The sequence below is a fragment of the Nocardia sp. NPDC019323 genome, from assembly GCF_044389845.1.
GTDB classification, from domain to species: Bacteria; Actinomycetota; Actinomycetes; order Mycobacteriales; family Mycobacteriaceae; genus Nocardia; species Nocardia implantans.
The window spans coordinates 38,913-55,004 of the sequence record NZ_JBIRYN010000011.1; the positions used below are offsets into that span (position 1 = coordinate 38,913).

Consider the following 16,092-nt stretch of genomic DNA (forward strand, 5'->3'; position numbering starts at 1 on the left):
CAGCGCGACGGCCGACGTGAGGGGGCTGGTCGCATGTTCCTACCATTGGTAGCATTCAGGGCATGGGTGGTAGTAAGAAGTACTCGATCAGCCTCCCGGAGGAGCTCGCTGAGCAGGCTCGAGCCCATGTCGGTCCGGGCGGCTTCTCCGCCTACGTCGCCGAGGCGTTGGAGCAGCGTGTGGCGATGGACAAGTTGGGGGAGCTGGTGGCCGATTTCGAGAAGGACAACGAGCCGCTGACGCGTGCGGAAATCGATGAGGCGCGGGCGGAGTTGGGCTTCGAACGGCGGCGTCGGGGTTCGCGCGGATCGGCCGCCTGATGCCGGATGTGCTGTTCCTCGACAGCGAGGGTCTGTCCCTGCTGTACCGGAAAGATCGCCGCATGCTTGCGTGGGTGCAGGCTGCCAAAGAGGACGGCGTGCGAGTGGCCACCACGGCTATGACGACGGTGGAAGCGGACTACAGCAAAGTGCATGCTGCCCGGATCGCATGGACACTATCGCAGATCGACGTGCATGCCGTGACTCGAGAGTTGGCTGCGCAGGCCGCTGCACTGTTGCGCGAGCATGGCCTTGGTGGCCACAAGTACGCGATCGACGCCGTTCTGGCTGCGTCGGCCCGCTCCGTTGGTGGGCTGGCGACGGTGGTGACCTCGGACCCCGAGGACATGGCCTTGTTGTGTGGCCCGGAGATCCAGATCGTCAAGGTGTGAGCATGTTGGAGCAGTGAGCAGCGATCAGGGCAACGACGACGCTGTATCGCAGCTCTGACAGCGACCTCGCTCGGTGTCCTGACCGTCATCGTCCGCAGATACGAAACCGGGCTGGATCGCTCAAAGGATTGAGCGATCCGGCCCGGTGTCAGTTCAAGTAGCTAACTGGTCGGCTCGAACGCCTCCGCGATGATCTCCGCCTGTTCCACCGCGTGCACCTTGCTCGAGCCCGAGGACGGGGCCGACATGGCGCGGCGGGAGATGCGGCGCAGGCGGGTGTTGGCGAAGCGGGCGGGGAGGGTTTCGGGGAGGTTGAGGCCGAAGAAGGGCCAGGCGCCCTGGTTGGCCGGTTCCTCCTGGACCCACGCCAGGTCGGTGGCGTTGGGGTAGCCCTCCAGGGCCTCGTTGAGGCGGCGGGTGGGCAGCGGGTAGAGCTGCTCGATCCGCACGATGGCGACGTCTTCGCGCTTCTGCTTGGCCTTTTCGGCGGCGAGTTCGTAGTAGAGCTTGCCGCTGGTCATCAGGATGCGCTTGACCTTGCTGCGGTCGCCGATGCCCTGCTCGTAGGCAGGTTCGTCGAAGACCGAGCGGAACTTGCTCTCGGTGAAGTCCTTCAGGTCGGAGACCACGGCCTTGTTGCGCAGCATCGACTTCGGGGTGAAGACGATCAGCGGGCGGCGGATGCCGTCGAGCGCGTGGCGGCGCAGCAGGTGGAAGTAGTTGGCCGGGGTGGACGGCACCGCGACGGTCATCGAGCCTTCCGCGCACAGCTGGAGGAAGCGCTCGATGCGGCCGGAGGTGTGGTCCGGGCCCTGGCCCTCGTGACCGTGCGGCAGCAGCAGCACGACGTCGGAGAGCTGGCCCCACTTGGCCTCACCGGAGGAGATGAACTCGTCGATGATCGACTGCGCGCCGTTGACGAAGTCACCGAACTGCGCCTCCCACAACACCAGCGCGTTGGGATTGCCCAGCGAGTAGCCGTATTCGAAACCGACGGCGGCGTATTCGCTCAGCGCCGAGTCGTGCACGGCGAACCAGCCCGGGTTCTCGCCGCCGATGTTGTGCAGCGGGGTGTACTCCTCGGCGGTCTTGCGGTCGATGATCACCGCGTGCCGCTGGGTGAACGTGCCGCGGCGGGAGTCCTGACCGGTCAGGCGCACCGCGCGACCCTCGTCGATCAGCGTGCCGAAGGCGAGCAACTCGGCGAAGGCCCAGTCCACCTTGCCCTCGTAGGCCATCTCGCGGCGCTTCTCCAGCACCGGCTTGACGCGCGGGTGCACGTTGAAGCCGTCGGGCACGTTGAGGAACGCGTCACCGATGCGCTGCAGGATGGACTTGTCCACCGCCGTCACGACGCTCGCGGGCACCGGCTGGTCGCCCTCGACCGACTCGCTCGGTCCAGGCGAGTATTTCTCCAGCTCACGGACCTCGTTGAACACCCGCTCCAGCTGGCCCTGGTAGTCGCGCAGCGCGTCCTCGGCCTCTTTCAGCGAGATGTCGCCACGGCCGATCAGGCTCTCGGTGTACGCCTTGCGGACCGAGCGCTTGGTGTCGATGACGTCGTACATGTACGGCTGGGTCATCGACGGGTCGTCGCCCTCGTTGTGGCCGCGACGGCGGTAGCAGATCATGTCGATCACGACGTCTTTGCGGAACTTCTGCCGGAAGTCGACCGCAAGGCGCGCCACCCAGTCGCACGCCTCCGGGTCGTCGCCGTTGACGTGGAAGATCGGCGCGCCGATGAACTTCGCGATGTCGGTGGAGTACTCGGTGGAGCGGCTGTTCTCCGGAGCGGTGGTGAAGCCGATCTGGTTGTTCACCACGATGTGGATGGTGCCGCCGACCCGGTAGCCGCGCAGACCCGACAGGTTCAGCGTCTCGGCGACCACGCCCTGACCGGCGAACGCGGCGTCACCGTGCAGCATGAGCGGCACGACCGAGAAGCCTTCCGCGCCGTCGCCCTTGTCCAGCAGATCCTGCTTGGCGCGCACGAGGCCCTCGAGCACCGGGTCGACCGCCTCCAGGTGCGAGGGGTTCGCGGTGAGCGAGACCTCGATCTCGTTGTCGCCGAACATCTGCAGGTAGGTGCCCTGCGCGCCGAGGTGGTACTTCACGTCGCCGGAGCCGTGCGTGGCGGCCGGGTTCATGTTGCCCTCGAACTCGGTGAAGATCTTCGAGTAGGGCTTGCCCACGATGTTGGCCAGCACGTTGAGCCGACCGCGGTGCGGCATGCCGATGACGACCTCGTCGAGGCTGTGCTCGGCGCACTGGTCGATGACGGCGTCCATCATCGGGATGACGGCCTCGGCGCCCTCCAGCGAGAAGCGCTTCTGCCCGACGTACTTGGTCTGCAGGAAGGTCTCGAAAGCCTCGGCCGCGTTCAGCCGGTTCAGGATGTACTTCTGCTGGGCGACCGTCGGCTTCGCGTGCTTCTGCTCGACCCGGTCCTGGATCCAGCGCAGCTGCTCCACGTCCAGGATGTGGGTGTACTCCACGCCGACGTGGCGGCAGTAGGCGTCGCGCAGGACCGACAGCACGTCGCGCAGCTTCATCCGCTCCTGGCCGTGGAAGCCGGCCACGTTGAACGTGCGGTCCAGGTCCCACAGGGTCAGGCCGTGCTGGGTGACGTCCAGGTCCGGGTGGCTGCGGAACTTGTCCTTGACCAGCCGCAGCGGGTCGGTGTCGGCCATCAGGTGGCCGCGGTTGCGGTAGGCCGCGATCATCTCCAGCACGCGCGCGCTCTTGTCGACGCCGCGTTCGCGGACGTCCTTGCGCCAGCGGACCGGCTCGTACGGCACGCCGAGACCGTGGAAGATCTCGTCGTAGAACTCGTCGGCGATCAGCAGCTGGTGGATGGTGCGCAGGAAGTCACCGGACTCCGCGCCCTGGATGATGCGGTGGTCGTAGGTGGAGGTGAGCGTCATCAGCTTGCCGACGCCCAGATCGGCGATGCGCTCGTCGCTCATGCCCTGGAACTCGGCGGGGTACTCCATCGCGCCCGCGCCGATGATCGCGCCCTGACCGTTCATCAGGCGGGGCACCGAGTGCACGGTGCCGATGGTGCCCGGGTTGGTCAGCGAGATGGTGACGCCGGAGAAGTCCTCGGCGGTGAGCTTGCCGTCGCGGGCGCGGCGGACGATGTCCTCGTAGGCGGTGTGGAACTGCCCGAAGGTCATCGCCTCGCAGCCCTTGATGGCGGCGACGACCAGCGATCGGCTGCCGTCCTTGCCGGGCAGGTCGATGGCGAGGCCGAGGTTGGTGTGCGCGGGGGTGACCGCGTTCGGCTTGCCGTCGATCTCGGCGTAGTGCCGGTTCATGTTCGGGAACGCCTTGACCGCCTGCACGATGGCGTAGCCGAGCAGGTGGGTGAAGGAGATCTTGCCGCCCCTGGTGCGGGCGAGGTGGTTGTTGATGACCAAGCGGTTGTCGATCATCAGCTTGGCCGGGATGGCCCGCACGCTGGTCGCGGTGGGGATGCTCAGCGAGGCGGACATGTTCTTCGCCACAGCGGCGGCCGCGCCGCGCAGCACCTTGGACTCGTCGGCGGCGGTGTCGGCCTGCTTCGGGCCGGAGGTCGGCGCGGCGTTCGACGTCGGCGCCGGGGTGGTCTGCGGTGCGCGCGTGGTCACGGCGGCGGGCTTGGCGGCGGCCGGTGCGGGCTTGGCGGCGGCCGGTGCGGGCGCTTTCGGGGCCGCGGGGGTGGCAGGCTTGGCGTCGTTGCGCGTGGCGGCGGCGGGCTTGGTGGCCGTCGAAGCCGGTGCGGCAGCGGCAGCCTGCGCGGGCGCGGGGGCGGACTGGCTGTTGCCGGAGTCGCCACTCGCGTCAGGCGTGTAGTCGGCCAGGAACTCGTGCCAGCTCTCGTCGACCGATGATGGATCTTGTTTGAACTTCTGATACATCTCGTCGACTAGCCACTGGTTCTGTCCGAACTGGGATGTTGAGCTGCTCACAGCAGGTGTTCGCCTCATTTCGTTCTTCGCGCTGCGACGTTTGTGACGTGCCCGGCACGGGGATCAGCGGATTGCGCGCCGATGCGCCCTATCTGAGGATAGGCCCAGCAGCAAATCGGCGGATTCACTGACCACCCGACACCCCCGACCCTATTGGTGATGACCCGGCGTCATCCGAGAATATTCCCTCCGACGCCCGCGCCGCTGCCCAGAGCCGGGCATACTGCCCGCCCGCCGCGAGCAGCTCCGCGTGCTCGCCGAATTCCACGATCCGCCCATGGTCGACCACCGCGATCCGGTCGGCGCGCGCGGCGGTGCCGAGCCGGTGCGCGACGATCACCGTGGTGCGGTCGCGGCTCAGCGACCGGCTCGCTGCCAGCACCGATGCCTCGGCGTCCGGGTCGAGCGTCGCGGTGGCCTCGTCGAGCAGCAGCAAGTCCGGAGCGACCAGTTCGGCGCGGGCCAGCGCGATCAGCTGCCGTTGGCCGGCCGACAGGCCGCGGCCCCGCTCGCCGACCGGTTGGTTCATCCCGAGCGGCAGGCCGTCGATCATCTCCGTCGCACCTACCGCGGCCGCCGCGGCGGCGATCTCTTCGTCGGTCGCGAATGGTTTCCCGAATGCAATGTTGCTCGCCACGGTCCCGGTGAACAGGTGAGCTTCCTGAGGGACGATGCCCAGCCGCGAGCGGTAGTCGGCGAGGCGGTAGTCGCGGTGGTCGACGCCGTCCACCCGGATCGCGCCGGCAGCGGTTGCCTCGGCGAGTTCACGCGGGTCGGTGCGATCATCCGCGGGCAGGTCGTACAGCCGCGCGAGCAGCTTGACGACGGTCGACTTGCCCGCGCCGGTCGGACCGACCAGGGCCAGGGTGGAACCCGCCGGGACGCGCAGCGAGACGCCGTCCAGCGCCGGAACGCGACTGCCCGGGTAGTGGAAGCGGACGTCGTCGAACGCCACGTCACCGCGCAGCCCGGAACCGATGGGCACCGGGTCGGCCGGGTCGGCGGCGATCGAGGACGGCGTGCGCAGCAGGTCACCGATCCGGCGCAACCCGACCCTGGCCTGCTGGTAATTGTCGAAGACCTGGGACAACTGCAGGATCGGCACGAACAGCAGCTCCAGATACAGCACGAACGCGACCAGGGTGCCCGCGCTGGTCGCCCCGGTGGCGACCTCGCGGGCACCGAAGTACACCACCACCGCCAACGCCACGTCGGCCCAGCCGACGACGAACGCGAAGTACAGCGCGATCGCCCGCTGCGCCCGCAACCGGCTGTTGCGGTAGCGCTGTGAGTACTCGGCGAAGCGACGGGCGGCGCGCGGCTCGTGCCGGTTGGCCTGCACCGCGCGCAAGCCGGTCACGTTCTCCTGGAAGTCGGCGTTGACCGCCGACACATGCTCGCGCGACACGGTGTACGCGGCGGAGGACACCCGCCGGAACAGCACCGTCGCGATCGCCAGGGCGGGCACCGTCGCCAGCACGACCAGAGCCAGCGACGCATCGATGACCAGCAGCGCGACCGTGATGCCGACCAGCGTCAGCAGCCCGACCAGGCTGGTGGCGACGCCGGTCTGCAGGAAGGTCGACAGCGCGTCGACGTCGGTGGTCATCCGCGTCATGATCCGCCCGGACAGCTCGCGCTCGTAGTAGTCGAGGCCGAGCCGTTGCAGGTGCGCGAAACTGCGGACCCGCAGGGCGAACAGCACCCGTTCCCCGGTGCGCGCGGTGAGCAACGTGGTGGCCGCGCCGACCGCCAGGCCGGCCGCGGCCAGCACCGCGCCGAGCACGGTCGCGCGGACCAGCGCCGCGGCGTCGCCGCCGAGCACACCGCCGTCGATGGCGTAGCGCACCAGCGGCGGGAACGCGATGGCGATCGCGGCGTCCGCGGCCAGCAGCGCCATGACGGTGAGCACCAGCCCACGCACCGGGCGCAGCAGGCGGCCGAGCCGGAAGCGCGGATCCGGCTGGCGAATGCGTTCGGAGTCCATGCCCGGCTGCTCGGTGGCGGGCGGCAGCTGCTCGATGGCCCGGCGCAGCTCGGGGGTCTCGCTGATGTCGGCCGCCGCGGCGCCGAAGCGCCGACCGGCGGAACCGGGAGAGATTCGCGTTTCCGGAGCGGACGTGTCCGGCTCGGGAGCGACGTGCCCGGCGGGCGCGGGCAGCCGGATCACGCGATCGGCGTGCGCGAGCGTCGACTCCCGGTGCGCGAGGATCAGCGTGGTGCGCCCGCCGCGGTCGGGCAGCGCGTCGAAGATCGCGGCCTCGGTCACCGCGTCCACCGCGGAGGTGGCGTCGTCGAGCACCAGGATGCGCGGCCGGGTCAGCAGCGTCCTGGCCAGTGCGATTCGCTGGCGCTGGCCGCCGGAGAGGGTGAGACCGCGCTCGCCGACCACCGTGTCGTAGCCGTCGGGCAGCTCGGCGATGAATTCGTCCGCCGCGGCCTGCACTGCCGCCTGCCTGATCTCCTCGTCGGTGGCATCCGGTCGCCCGAGCGCGATATTGGCCGCGATGGTGTCGGAGAACAGGAACGGATCGTCGAAGACGACGCCGATGGCGGCGCGCAGGTCGGCGGCGCGCACGTCGGCGATGTCGACGGTCTCGGCGCGCGCATTCGCCACGTCGACCGAACCGGCGTGCGGCGCGCCGGCTTCGGTGAACAATCGGATCCGGCCCGCGTCGGGCGCGTAGAACCGGGGAAGCAGCAGGGCGAGCGTGGACTTGCCCGAGCCCGCCGGGCCGATGATCGCCACCGTCTCGCCGGGGCGCACCCGCAGGTCGAGTTCGCGCAGCACCGGACGATCCGGATCGAAGCCGAAACGCAGCGCGTCGATCTCGATGCCGAGCGGGCCGTCCGGCAGTTCGACCGGGCGCTCGGGTTCGGCGATCACCGGCGCGGTGTCGATCACCTGGAAGACCCGCTCGGCCGCCGCCCTGGTCAGCTGGGCCATGACGATCACGGAGGAGAGGATGCGCGCGGTGCCGGTCATGACGGCGACGTAGGCGGCGAACGCGACGAAGGTGCCGATGCCGATATCGCCGTGCAGCGCGAGCAGCCCGCCGAGCGCGATGACCGCGACCATCCCGAGCTGGGGAATCGTCGCGACGGTCGGCGCGAACCCGGCATCGATCCGCGCGGCCCGCATCCGCTCGGCGAACAGCTTGCGGCCGTGCCGCTCCAGCTGATCGACCATCCGCGCTTCCTGGCCGAAGCCTTTGACCACCCGCACCCCGGTGACCGTCTCCTCGACGTGCTGGGCCAGGTCGGCGGCGCGTTGCTGCGCGGACCAGGTGGCCGCGTGCAGTCGCGGACGCATGCGGTAGACCACCAGGCCGATCGCGGGCACCACCAGCAACGCGACGGCGGCCAGCGGCGGGGAGAGCCAGATCATGACGGCGGCGGCGAGCCCGAATTCCAGCAGCGCCATGCCGGACAGCGGCACCATGGCCAGCAGCCCCTGGACGATTTGCAAGTCGGTGATCGAGCGCGACACCACTTGCCCGGTGCGCAGGGTGTCCTGCCCCACGCCGTCGAGCCGTTGCAACGCGGCGAGCAGCCGCACCCGCAGCGCGTGCTGCACGTCCAGCGACAGCCGCCCGGCCAGCCAGCGCCGCCCGAACCCGGCCGCGGACCGGCTCACGGCCAGTACCAGGATCAGCCCGGCGACGACGCTGATCGCCGCCGTGTCACCGATCCCGGCCGCGTCGACGGCCCGCTTCGTCAGCAGCGGCCCCGCGGTCTCGACAACCGCCCCGCCGAGCACCGCAGCGGCGAGCCCGCCGAGCACCGCGCGGTGCGGTAGGCATTCGTCCCACAGCCTGCGTATCCACCCCGGACTGCATCCCCCGTCCACGTCTTTCGCTCGCCCCCTTCGTCGTACCGTGTTCGTCATCGACGGTACCGACACCTGCCGACAAGTCGTTGTTCCCTGGGCGGCCGGGGATCACAGGTCGCGGGTGCGCAGGTTCCACCAGCTCGTGGCGCCCAGACCGATGGCCCACAGCAGCAGGACCACCACGGCGGCCGGGGTGGGGGCGAGGAGGTCGCTGTCGGGATAGGAGCCGACCGCGACCGTGCCGACGGTGGCGGAGACGGGCAGCAGGGTGACCACGCCCGGAATACCGAGACCGCGCGCGATCAGCCAGATCAAGGGCTCGGCGAGCACACTCCAGCCGAGCAGCAGCGCCACCGCCCTGGTCGAAGACCGCAGCAGGATGCCCGCGCTCGCGCCGATCAGCGACCAGCAGACCGCGGCGAGCAGCCCCCCGCCGAGCACCGCGAAGAACTCTCCCGTGACGGGGACTTTGCCGCGCCCGACGCCGAACAGCGCGCCGGCCGACACCATTTCCACCGCCACCGCCGCCGCCAGCGCGCAGCATCCGACGACGAGGAACTTCGCGGCGGCGAGCCGATCGCGGTCGGGACTGAACAGCGTGGTCACGGCCATGCTGCGGTACTGGTACTCCGCGCCGGTCGCCACCGCGCCGAAGACCGCCGCCGCCAGCACCACGAAGGCCAGGCCGACGTAGAGGCCGATCGTCGCCGCGCCGGTGGCGGGCTGGCCGCGCGGATCCGGCGGCCCGGCCAGGCTCGCCGACGCGACGCTCGCCAGCAGCGCGACGACCAGCAGTGCGGCCGCGAGCGTCCGGCCGCGCGGCATGGTGAGCACCTTGCGCGCCTCGGAGTTGACGTTCGGCACGAGGTCCGCGGGCAGAGTGACGATCATCGTGGGATTCCGTACGGCGTCGGCGAGGGTGGCTGCGGGGCGAGGCCCGGGTAGTGCGGCGCGGGCGCGGCGGTGGGTCTGGTCAGCGACGCGAGCACGCGGTCGGGGTGGATCGGGTCGGGCACGATGCTATCGATCCGCACCTGCGCCGCGGTGGCCGCCGTCCTGATCTGAGCTTCGTTCGCCTCGGCGACGGCCAGGCGGCCGTCCGGCCGGATCACCGCGTCGGTGAAGCCCTGGGCGGCGAGCATGGTGGCCAGCGCGATGGGGGTGGACGCGGCGACGACCAGCCGGTCCGGATGCCCGCGCCGCAAGCGCGCCGGAGTGCCCTGATACACCACCGCGCCCTCGCTGAGCACGACCAGCTGATCCGCGGCGGGCAGCACGGCGCCGAGGGTCTCGCTGGTCAGCAGGACGCTGCCGCCGCGGCGGGTGTGCTTGCGCAGGAAGTCGTGCAGCCAGCCGCGTTCGGCTGGGTCGAGCCCCTCCATCGGATCGTCCAGCACCAGCAGCGGGGGGTCGCCGAGCAGTGCGGTGGCCAGCGCCAGCCTGGTCTGCTGTCCGGCCGACAGGTTGCGGATCTGCGTCCCGGCGTGCTCGCCCAGCCCGACCAGCTCGAGCACGTCGGTCGCCCGGCTGTCGACGACGTTCGCCGCGGCGGCGTAGATCCACAGGTGGTCGCGTGCGGTGCGGGAAGGATGCAGTCCGCGTGGCGCGAGGACGCCGCCGATCACGCTCGCGGAGCCCGCGCCGTCGCGCCGGGATCCGGGCCCGCCGACCGACACCGTCCCCGAGGTCGGGGCCAGCAGCCCGAGCAGCACGCGCAGGATGGTGGTCTTGCCCGCGCCGCGCGGGCCGACCAGCGCGGCGATGGCGCCGGACGGCACGGTGAAACTGACGTCCGCCACGGCGGTCGCCAGTTCGTACCGCTTGGTCAGTCCCCGGACCGCGAACGCGATCGGCCGCGCCCCGCTCATCGCGGCGTGGCCGGAGGGCGCGGCTTCGCCGGGTCGATCGCGGTGAGCGGATCGGCGTCGACGACCAAGTGGCGGTCGGCGGGCCAGGTGCTGGGCGGCGGCCCGAATGCCTTGCGCGCGTTGGTGATCGTGGCCTTGCCCAAGGCGCGGTTACCCGCGCCGCCGATCACGGCGCCGATACCGGCGGGCAGCACCTTGCCCGCCATCAGCGCGGCGCGCTTGGTGATGAAACGGATGATGAACCGCTTCAGCAGCGAATCGTTCATGCTCGACAATCCGGGGATGCGGTTGGCGAACGCCGTGCCCCAGTTCTTCGCCGACGTGCCGACGCTCTTCTGCACGATCTGCATGCCGCTCTCGCCGAGCACGACCGCCAGCACGAGCGCCCTGCGCTGCTCCTGGTCTTCCGGCGTGATGCCGTGCACCGAGGCCACCGCCAGGGTGAACACCGCCGAGGCCTCCATGAAGAAGGTGGTCTCCGCGCTCACCGCGGCGATGGCCGCGACGGTGCCGACGCCGGGGAAAGCCGCGGTCGCGCCCACCGCGCTGCCGCTGCCGGTCACGGCGAGCAGATACTGCTTCTCCAGCCGGTCGATGATCTGTGCGGGGCTCTCGCCAGGGTGCGAGCGGCGAATGCGGTCCACGTACTTGGCGACCGCGGGGGCCTGCAGGCGGGACCCGGTGTCGAGCAGTTCGACCACCGTCTTCTCGAACGCGCCTTTGAGCATCGGCGGCATCCTCCTCTTCCGGTCTGCTGGGTAGAACTGTATGGCACCGGTTGCCGTCAGCTCGTCATGACAACGAAGTACCCAGCCGCATCGGTTCCACCGGCGGCTGCCTCGCTTTCGACCCGGACGGGTGCGCCTGTTACTCGGGAGGGTGGATCGCGGGCACGCGTTCGCCCGGCGGCGGAGGCGGCGGCGGGGTTCCGTCGCCGAACGGCCTGCCCCCCAGGGCTTCTCGGCCGTGCGGGGTGAGCCAGTTCGCCAGATCGGGGCCTTTGGGGACGATCCCGGTGGGGTTGATGTCCCGGTGCACCACGTAGTAATGCGTCTTGATCTGCTCGAAGTCGATCGTGTCGCCGAAGCCGGGGGTCTGGTACAGATCGCGCGCGTACGCCCACAGCACCGGCATCTCGGTGAGCTTGGACCGGTTGCACTTGAAGTGCCCGTGGTAGACCGCGTCGAAGCGCACCAGCGTGGTGAACAGCCGGACATCGGCCTCGGTGATCGTGTCGCCGACCAGATACCGTTGTGCGGCAAGGCGTTCCGACAGCCAGTCCAGCCGGGCGAAGAGCCGGTCGTAGGCGGCGTCGTAGGCGTCCTGCGCCCCGGCGAACCCACAGCGGTAGACGCCGTTGTTGACGTCGCGGAACACCGCGAGGTTCACCTCGTCGATCTCCGCGCGCAGCGGCTCCGGGTACAGTTGCGGCGCGCCGGGACGGTGGTGCGCGGTCCACTCGGTGGAGAAGTCCAGCGTGATCTGCGCGTAGTCGTTTGTGACCACCTGGCCGGTCGGCACGTCCACGACGGCGGGGACGGTGATGCCGCGCGGGTAGTCCGGGAACCTGGCCAGGTAGGCGTCGCGCAGCCGCGGGATGCCGAGCACCGGGTCGACACCGCCGGCATCCAGATCGAAGGTCCAGCTCAGCTTGTCGTGGGTGGGTCCGCACAACCCGAGCGAGAGCACCGGCTCCAGCCCCAGCAGACGGCGCACGATCAGCGTGCGATTGGCCCACGGGCAGGCACGCGCCGCGACCAAGCGGTAGCGCCCCGGCTCGACCGGGTAACCGTCGCGGCCGTCGGCCGTGATCCGGGTCGTGATGTAGTTCGTGTCGCGTTTGAACTCGCCGGGCTCGACGTAGGAACCGCTTGCACTGGCCGACTTGGTCACATCGACAGTCTTCCAGATCGACCTCGTACGCTGACCGGATGAGTGAAACGAAGGCCACCCGCCTGGAACGAGACGTCACCGAAGGCGGAGCGGAGGTGGCGACCCTCACGCTCGCCCACCCGCCGCTGAACCTCTTCGACCGGGCGATGCTGGACGCCCTGATCGCCGACATCGCCGAGCTGTCGGCGCGGCCGCCGCGTGCGGTGCTGCTGCGCGCCGAGGGCAAAGTGGTCTCCGGCGGCGTCGACGTGCACGTCTTCGACGGCCTGACCCCCGAGCAGGGCGCCGAGTTGTGGCGCACGCTGTTCGCGCAGATCATCCATCCGCTGGAGGCGCTGCCGTGCCCGGTGGTGTTCGCCGCGCACGGGCTGACCCTGACCGCCGCGTTCGAGATCGCGCTCGCCTGCGACATCCTGCTCGCGGCGCCGAAGGCCAAGTTCGGACTGGTGGAGATCGTGGTCGGACTGACCCCGTCGATGGGCGGTCCGCAGCGTCTGGCCGAGCGCGCGGGCTCGGGACGCGCCCGCGAGTTCGTGATGACCGGCGACCTCTACGACGCGGCGACCATGGCCGAGTGGGGCGTGGTCAACGCCGTGCACGAGGACCTCGACGCCGCGGCGCGCGCGCTGACCCACCGGCTGGCCGAGGGCCCGACGAAGGCGAACGCGGCGACCAAGAAGATCATCGAGGCCTGGCGTTCCGGCGGTGTGGCACACGCGGATTCGGTGACACCGGAGGTGTCCGGCGCGCTGTTCGACACCGAGGACCTACAGGGCGGTGTGCGCAGTTTCCTCGAGCAGGGTCCGGGGAAGGCGCGCTACGCGGGCCGGTGACAGCTGGGACACGTTCATCGCCTATTCCAGCGAAGTTGTGACATGCGTCATATAGTCGCAGTGCCTGATAAATCGAGGCACGCGGAGGACGAATGTCGCAGTTGCTCGTCGAATATCCCCTCACCCGCCCGCACGTCTGGGACAACCCGCTGGCCCGGGGCGCCGACGGGGTGCTGCGCTACGGAAACCTCACACCGGCGCTGACCGAACTACTCGACCTGCAAGTGCACGCCTTCGGCAGTCGTGAAGCCGTGGTCGAGGTCGGCGGCCCGCGCCTGACCTACCGGGAGCTGTGGCACTCCGCCTCCCGCATCGCCGGCGGCCTGCAGGAGCACGGCATCGGATACGGCGACCGGGTCGCCGTGCACATGCCCACCGGCGCGCGGTGGGTGCAGGCGTTCCTCGGCGCCCTGCTCAGCGGCGCGGTGCCGGTGCTGGTGCACGACGGGCTTCCGGAGGGGATGGCCGAGCGCGTGATCGCCGACAGCCGTGCGGATTTCGTGCTCGGCGACAAGGCCTGCGCGACCGAGTTGCCCGACGGCGCCGCCTACATCGATGACGGCGCGGCGCTGGGCGACCTCGCGCTGCTGTGCTACACGAGCGGGTCATGCACGCCCAAGGGCGTCGAGCTGACCAACGAGAACCTGCTGTCGGCCGTGCGCTCGGTGGTCGCGGCGCTCGACCTGCCGACCGACGGTCTGCGCAACCTGGTGCTGTTGCCGTTGGCGCACGCCAGCGGCTGTGTCGATCAGCTGTTGCCGACCTTCGCCGTGGGGGGCACCGTGGTGCTCGCCCGGGACACCCGCGGCATGGCCGAAGCCATCACCGCCGAGCGCGTCGACATGGTCTCCGCGACGCCGCGGATCTTCGCGGGCCTGCTGCCCCGGCTCGCCGAACTGCGCGCCGACGGATTGCGCACCGATGGCATCGCGCGGATCAGCAAAGCCGGTCATCGCGCCGAACGCGCCGCGTCTGCGGTCACTTCGGTCGACCTCACGGTCGAATTGCGCGGCGTGTTCCCCGCCGCACGGCAGTGGTCGGTATGGGGCGCGACCGAGACCAGCGGGATCGGTCTGGCGGTGGACGACGCCGAGCGGGCGGACTCGCCCGACACCGCCGCGGTGCTCGGTTTCCCGTTCGGCGGAACGGAATTGGCGCTGTGGGGCCCACGGGCGACCGCCGGGCATGGCGAACTGCTGTGCCGAGGGCCGAATGTCACCCCGCGCTACTGGGACGACCCGACCACGACCGCGGCGCGGTTCACCGGAACCTGGTTCCACACCGGCGATCAGGTGACGATCGACGCCGACGGCTTGGTGCGCAGGCAAGCAGTGCCCGTGGAGTGAGCTCGCCTCACTCCAGCATTCGCTCGCGCAGCCGCCCGAGCAGGTCGGGCGTCAGCCCGATCGTCGCGAGATAGCCGTGCAGATCGCCGTGCAACTCGCGCATCGAGGCGGTGGCGATGTCCAGGTATTCCTCGCGAACGCCGAGCAGGTCGATCGAGAGTTCCTCGCCGCCGAGCAGCTTGTCCGTCATGAGGGCGCGCAGCGCGGGGACGGCACCGTTGCTGAGCAGGTAGTCGGCCTGGACGTCGGCTTCGGTGACGCCGACCGCGCGCAGCAGCGTCGCGACGGCCCACCCGGTGCGGTCCTTGCCCGCCGCGCAGTGCACGAGCACGGCGCCGTCGCCGCGCAGGATGGACTCGGCGAGGGAAGCGATGGCGGCGTGCGCCTCGGGGAGCGCCGGGAACATCCGGTACACCTCGAGCATGTGCGTGTAGGCGGTCCGCGCGGTCGCCTCGTGCGGCGGCGCTTCGGCCATGCGGGAGTCGAACGGCGTGATGGTCAGCCGGACGTCCGCGGGCAGCCGGTCGGCGCCGATGTGGTCGATCTCGCGCTGTCCGCGCAGGTCGTGGACGGCACTGACGCCCAGCTCGCGCAGCGCCGCGTGGCCGGCGTCGTCGAGCCCGCTCAATTGCGCCGAGCGCAGCAGGACTCCGGGGCGGACCTTGGCGCCCTCATCGGTGCGCAGCCCGCCGGTGTCGCGGAAGTTGAACGTGCCGGAGAGGAAGTACTGGTCGGCGGGGGGCGAGAGTGTCACCGATCCAGGCTATCCCCAGCGCGGAACGGAAGGACGCCGGTCGCGGATCGAACCCCCCACGATAAGCTGACCGTTTTGGGCGGTTTCGCTGTGGCATTCGCCACAGGATTTGGGTTGCCCGGCGCCCGGACCGTACCGTTGTCAACGGTCTGTCCAGCGTGCCGGCGGCGCCGAGATCCACCGTCATAGCGCGATTTCCGGGCGACACGGCCTGATCGCATACCGATCCCGGTTGGGTAACAAAACATTCTTTCAGTCCGGAATTACCCATCGAACCCGTTCTCAAACCCCGAAAAATGTCTACCATTGGTGAACGTTGGACCGGGCAGCCAGGTGTTTCCCGAAGTTGCCCGCCCTGTTCAGCGAGTCGCGCCGACGCAGGTGCGTGAGTTCTTTCGCCGAGAGGGAGTCGTCGTTGAGCGCACGTGGAGAAGTGATAACAGAAATCCGGCTACGACCCGCCGTCATCGAGGCGGTCGAGGCGGCGGCGGCCACGCTCGACTACACGGGCCTGCGCGCGCTGCGCGTGCTGCTGCACGCGGGGGTCAGTGCCTACTGGCCGCTGGTCAAGGCCACACCGGAAAAGCAGATCAGGTCGTATGAGATGACCTTGCAGGCGCTGCGCGCCCGCTGGGCGGTCAAGACCGATTGCTTCCCGGATCCGATCGCCACCGACTTCTACCGGGAGAAGGACGCGGAAGTCACCGCCTTCTTGGAGATGTGTGCCGAGTTGTCGGGCACGCAGTGGCTGGAGCCGGTGGAGGCGATCGCCTGCAATGTCGTGTCGATCGTGCAGGGCACGGTGCTGCGCTGGCTGGCCGATTGCAATGACGAGACCATGCTGGTGGTGCTCGACGAGATGGTCAGCGCGCTCGCCACGAAGGCGACGGAGCGCTGACAAATA

12 protein-coding genes are annotated in these 16,092 nt (G+C 69.9%); 5 read left to right on the plus strand and 7 right to left on the minus strand.

The annotated features are described in order from the left end of the window. The first annotated feature begins 62 nt into the window (after window positions 1-62). Together ACH49X_RS29525 and ACH49X_RS29530 are read left to right on the plus strand one after the other, a co-directional pair. Window positions 63-320, plus strand: a complete 258-nt coding sequence (locus tag ACH49X_RS29525) for a hypothetical protein (RefSeq protein WP_357207793.1) — start codon at window positions 63-65, stop codon at window positions 318-320. Next, complete coding sequence (locus tag ACH49X_RS29530) at window positions 320-712, plus strand: DNA-binding protein (protein WP_357207795.1); 393 nt, start codon at window positions 320-322, stop codon at window positions 710-712. The genes ACH49X_RS29525 and ACH49X_RS29530 overlap by 1 nt, the downstream gene beginning before the upstream one ends. Window positions 713-873: 161 nt before the next feature. Here ACH49X_RS29530 and ACH49X_RS29535 read toward each other — a convergent pair whose 3' ends face one another. From ACH49X_RS29535 to ACH49X_RS29560, 6 genes are all read right to left on the minus strand, one after another. Then, a complete protein-coding gene (locus tag ACH49X_RS29535) occupies window positions 874-4,680 on the minus strand; it encodes a multifunctional oxoglutarate decarboxylase/oxoglutarate dehydrogenase thiamine pyrophosphate-binding subunit/dihydrolipoyllysine-residue succinyltransferase subunit (RefSeq protein WP_357207797.1) in 3,807 nt (1,268 codons plus the stop codon). 106 nt (window positions 4,681-4,786) lie between these two features. Further along, window positions 4,787-8,551: an ABC transporter ATP-binding protein gene (locus tag ACH49X_RS29540; protein WP_357207799.1), complete on the minus strand. Its 3,765-nt coding sequence runs from the start codon at window positions 8,549-8,551 to the stop codon at window positions 4,787-4,789. A gap of 51 nt (window positions 8,552-8,602) precedes the next feature. After that, window positions 8,603-9,385, minus strand: coding sequence for an ABC transporter permease (locus ACH49X_RS29545; RefSeq protein ID WP_195082088.1), 783 nt, complete (start codon window positions 9,383-9,385; stop codon window positions 8,603-8,605). Then, window positions 9,382-10,362 carry an ATP-binding cassette domain-containing protein gene (locus tag ACH49X_RS29550; RefSeq protein WP_357207802.1) on the minus strand — a complete coding sequence of 327 codons (981 nt, stop codon included), beginning with the start codon at window positions 10,360-10,362 and terminating at the stop codon, window positions 9,382-9,384. Before ACH49X_RS29550 ends, ACH49X_RS29545 begins: the two co-directional genes overlap by 4 nt. Next, the gene (locus tag ACH49X_RS29555) at window positions 10,359-11,090 is read right to left on the minus strand and encodes a hypothetical protein (RefSeq protein ID WP_195082086.1); all 732 of its coding nucleotides are present in this window, start codon (window positions 11,088-11,090) and stop codon (window positions 10,359-10,361) included. Before ACH49X_RS29555 ends, ACH49X_RS29550 begins: the two co-directional genes overlap by 4 nt. A gap of 139 nt (window positions 11,091-11,229) precedes the next feature. Continuing rightward, window positions 11,230-12,255: a glutathione S-transferase family protein gene (locus ACH49X_RS29560; protein ID WP_195082085.1), complete on the minus strand. Its 1,026-nt coding sequence runs from the start codon at window positions 12,253-12,255 to the stop codon at window positions 11,230-11,232. Window positions 12,256-12,293: 38 nt separating this feature from the next. Between ACH49X_RS29560 and ACH49X_RS29565 the strand changes: the two genes are divergently transcribed. Together ACH49X_RS29565 and ACH49X_RS29570 are read left to right on the plus strand one after the other, a co-directional pair. Further along, a complete protein-coding gene (locus ACH49X_RS29565; RefSeq protein WP_195082084.1) occupies window positions 12,294-13,088 on the plus strand; it encodes an enoyl-CoA hydratase/isomerase family protein in 795 nt (264 codons plus the stop codon). Window positions 13,089-13,180: 92 nt separating this feature from the next. Then, window positions 13,181-14,434, plus strand: a complete 1,254-nt coding sequence (locus ACH49X_RS29570) for a class I adenylate-forming enzyme family protein (RefSeq protein WP_195082083.1) — start codon at window positions 13,181-13,183, stop codon at window positions 14,432-14,434. A 7-nt stretch (window positions 14,435-14,441) separates the two neighbouring features. Here the strand turns inward: ACH49X_RS29570 and ACH49X_RS29575 are convergent, their stop codons facing one another. Continuing rightward, window positions 14,442-15,188 carry a tyrosine-protein phosphatase gene (locus tag ACH49X_RS29575; protein ID WP_195082082.1) on the minus strand — a complete coding sequence of 249 codons (747 nt, stop codon included), beginning with the start codon at window positions 15,186-15,188 and terminating at the stop codon, window positions 14,442-14,444. Window positions 15,189-15,603: 415 nt separating this feature from the next. Between ACH49X_RS29575 and ACH49X_RS29580 the strand changes: the two genes are divergently transcribed. After that, on the plus strand, window positions 15,604-16,086 hold the full coding sequence (locus ACH49X_RS29580; protein ID WP_195082081.1) for a TetR family transcriptional regulator: 483 nt from the start codon (window positions 15,604-15,606) through the stop codon (window positions 16,084-16,086). The last annotated feature ends 6 nt before the right edge of the window (window positions 16,087-16,092 follow it).

What these genes read in the sequence shown, in the direction of transcription:
- ACH49X_RS29525 (WP_357207793.1), top strand. Translation starts at nt 63, where the DNA reads ATGGGTGGTAGTAAGAAGTACTCGATCAGCCTCCCGGAGGAGCTCGCT.
- ACH49X_RS29530 (WP_357207795.1), top strand. Translation starts at nt 320, where the DNA reads ATGCCGGATGTGCTGTTCCTCGACAGCGAGGGTCTGTCCCTGCTGTAC.
- ACH49X_RS29535 (WP_357207797.1), bottom strand. Translation starts at nt 4,680, where the DNA reads ATGAGGCGAACACCTGCTGTGAGCAGCTCAACATCCCAGTTCGGACAG.
- ACH49X_RS29540 (WP_357207799.1), bottom strand. Translation starts at nt 8,551, where the DNA reads ATGACGAACACGGTACGACGAAGGGGGCGAGCGAAAGACGTGGACGGG.
- ACH49X_RS29545 (WP_195082088.1), bottom strand. Translation starts at nt 9,385, where the DNA reads ATGATCGTCACTCTGCCCGCGGACCTCGTGCCGAACGTCAACTCCGAG.
- ACH49X_RS29550 (WP_357207802.1), bottom strand. Translation starts at nt 10,362, where the DNA reads ATGAGCGGGGCGCGGCCGATCGCGTTCGCGGTCCGGGGACTGACCAAG.
- ACH49X_RS29555 (WP_195082086.1), bottom strand. Translation starts at nt 11,090, where the DNA reads ATGCTCAAAGGCGCGTTCGAGAAGACGGTGGTCGAACTGCTCGACACC.
- ACH49X_RS29565 (WP_195082084.1), top strand. Translation starts at nt 12,294, where the DNA reads ATGAGTGAAACGAAGGCCACCCGCCTGGAACGAGACGTCACCGAAGGC.
- ACH49X_RS29570 (WP_195082083.1), top strand. Translation starts at nt 13,181, where the DNA reads ATGTCGCAGTTGCTCGTCGAATATCCCCTCACCCGCCCGCACGTCTGG.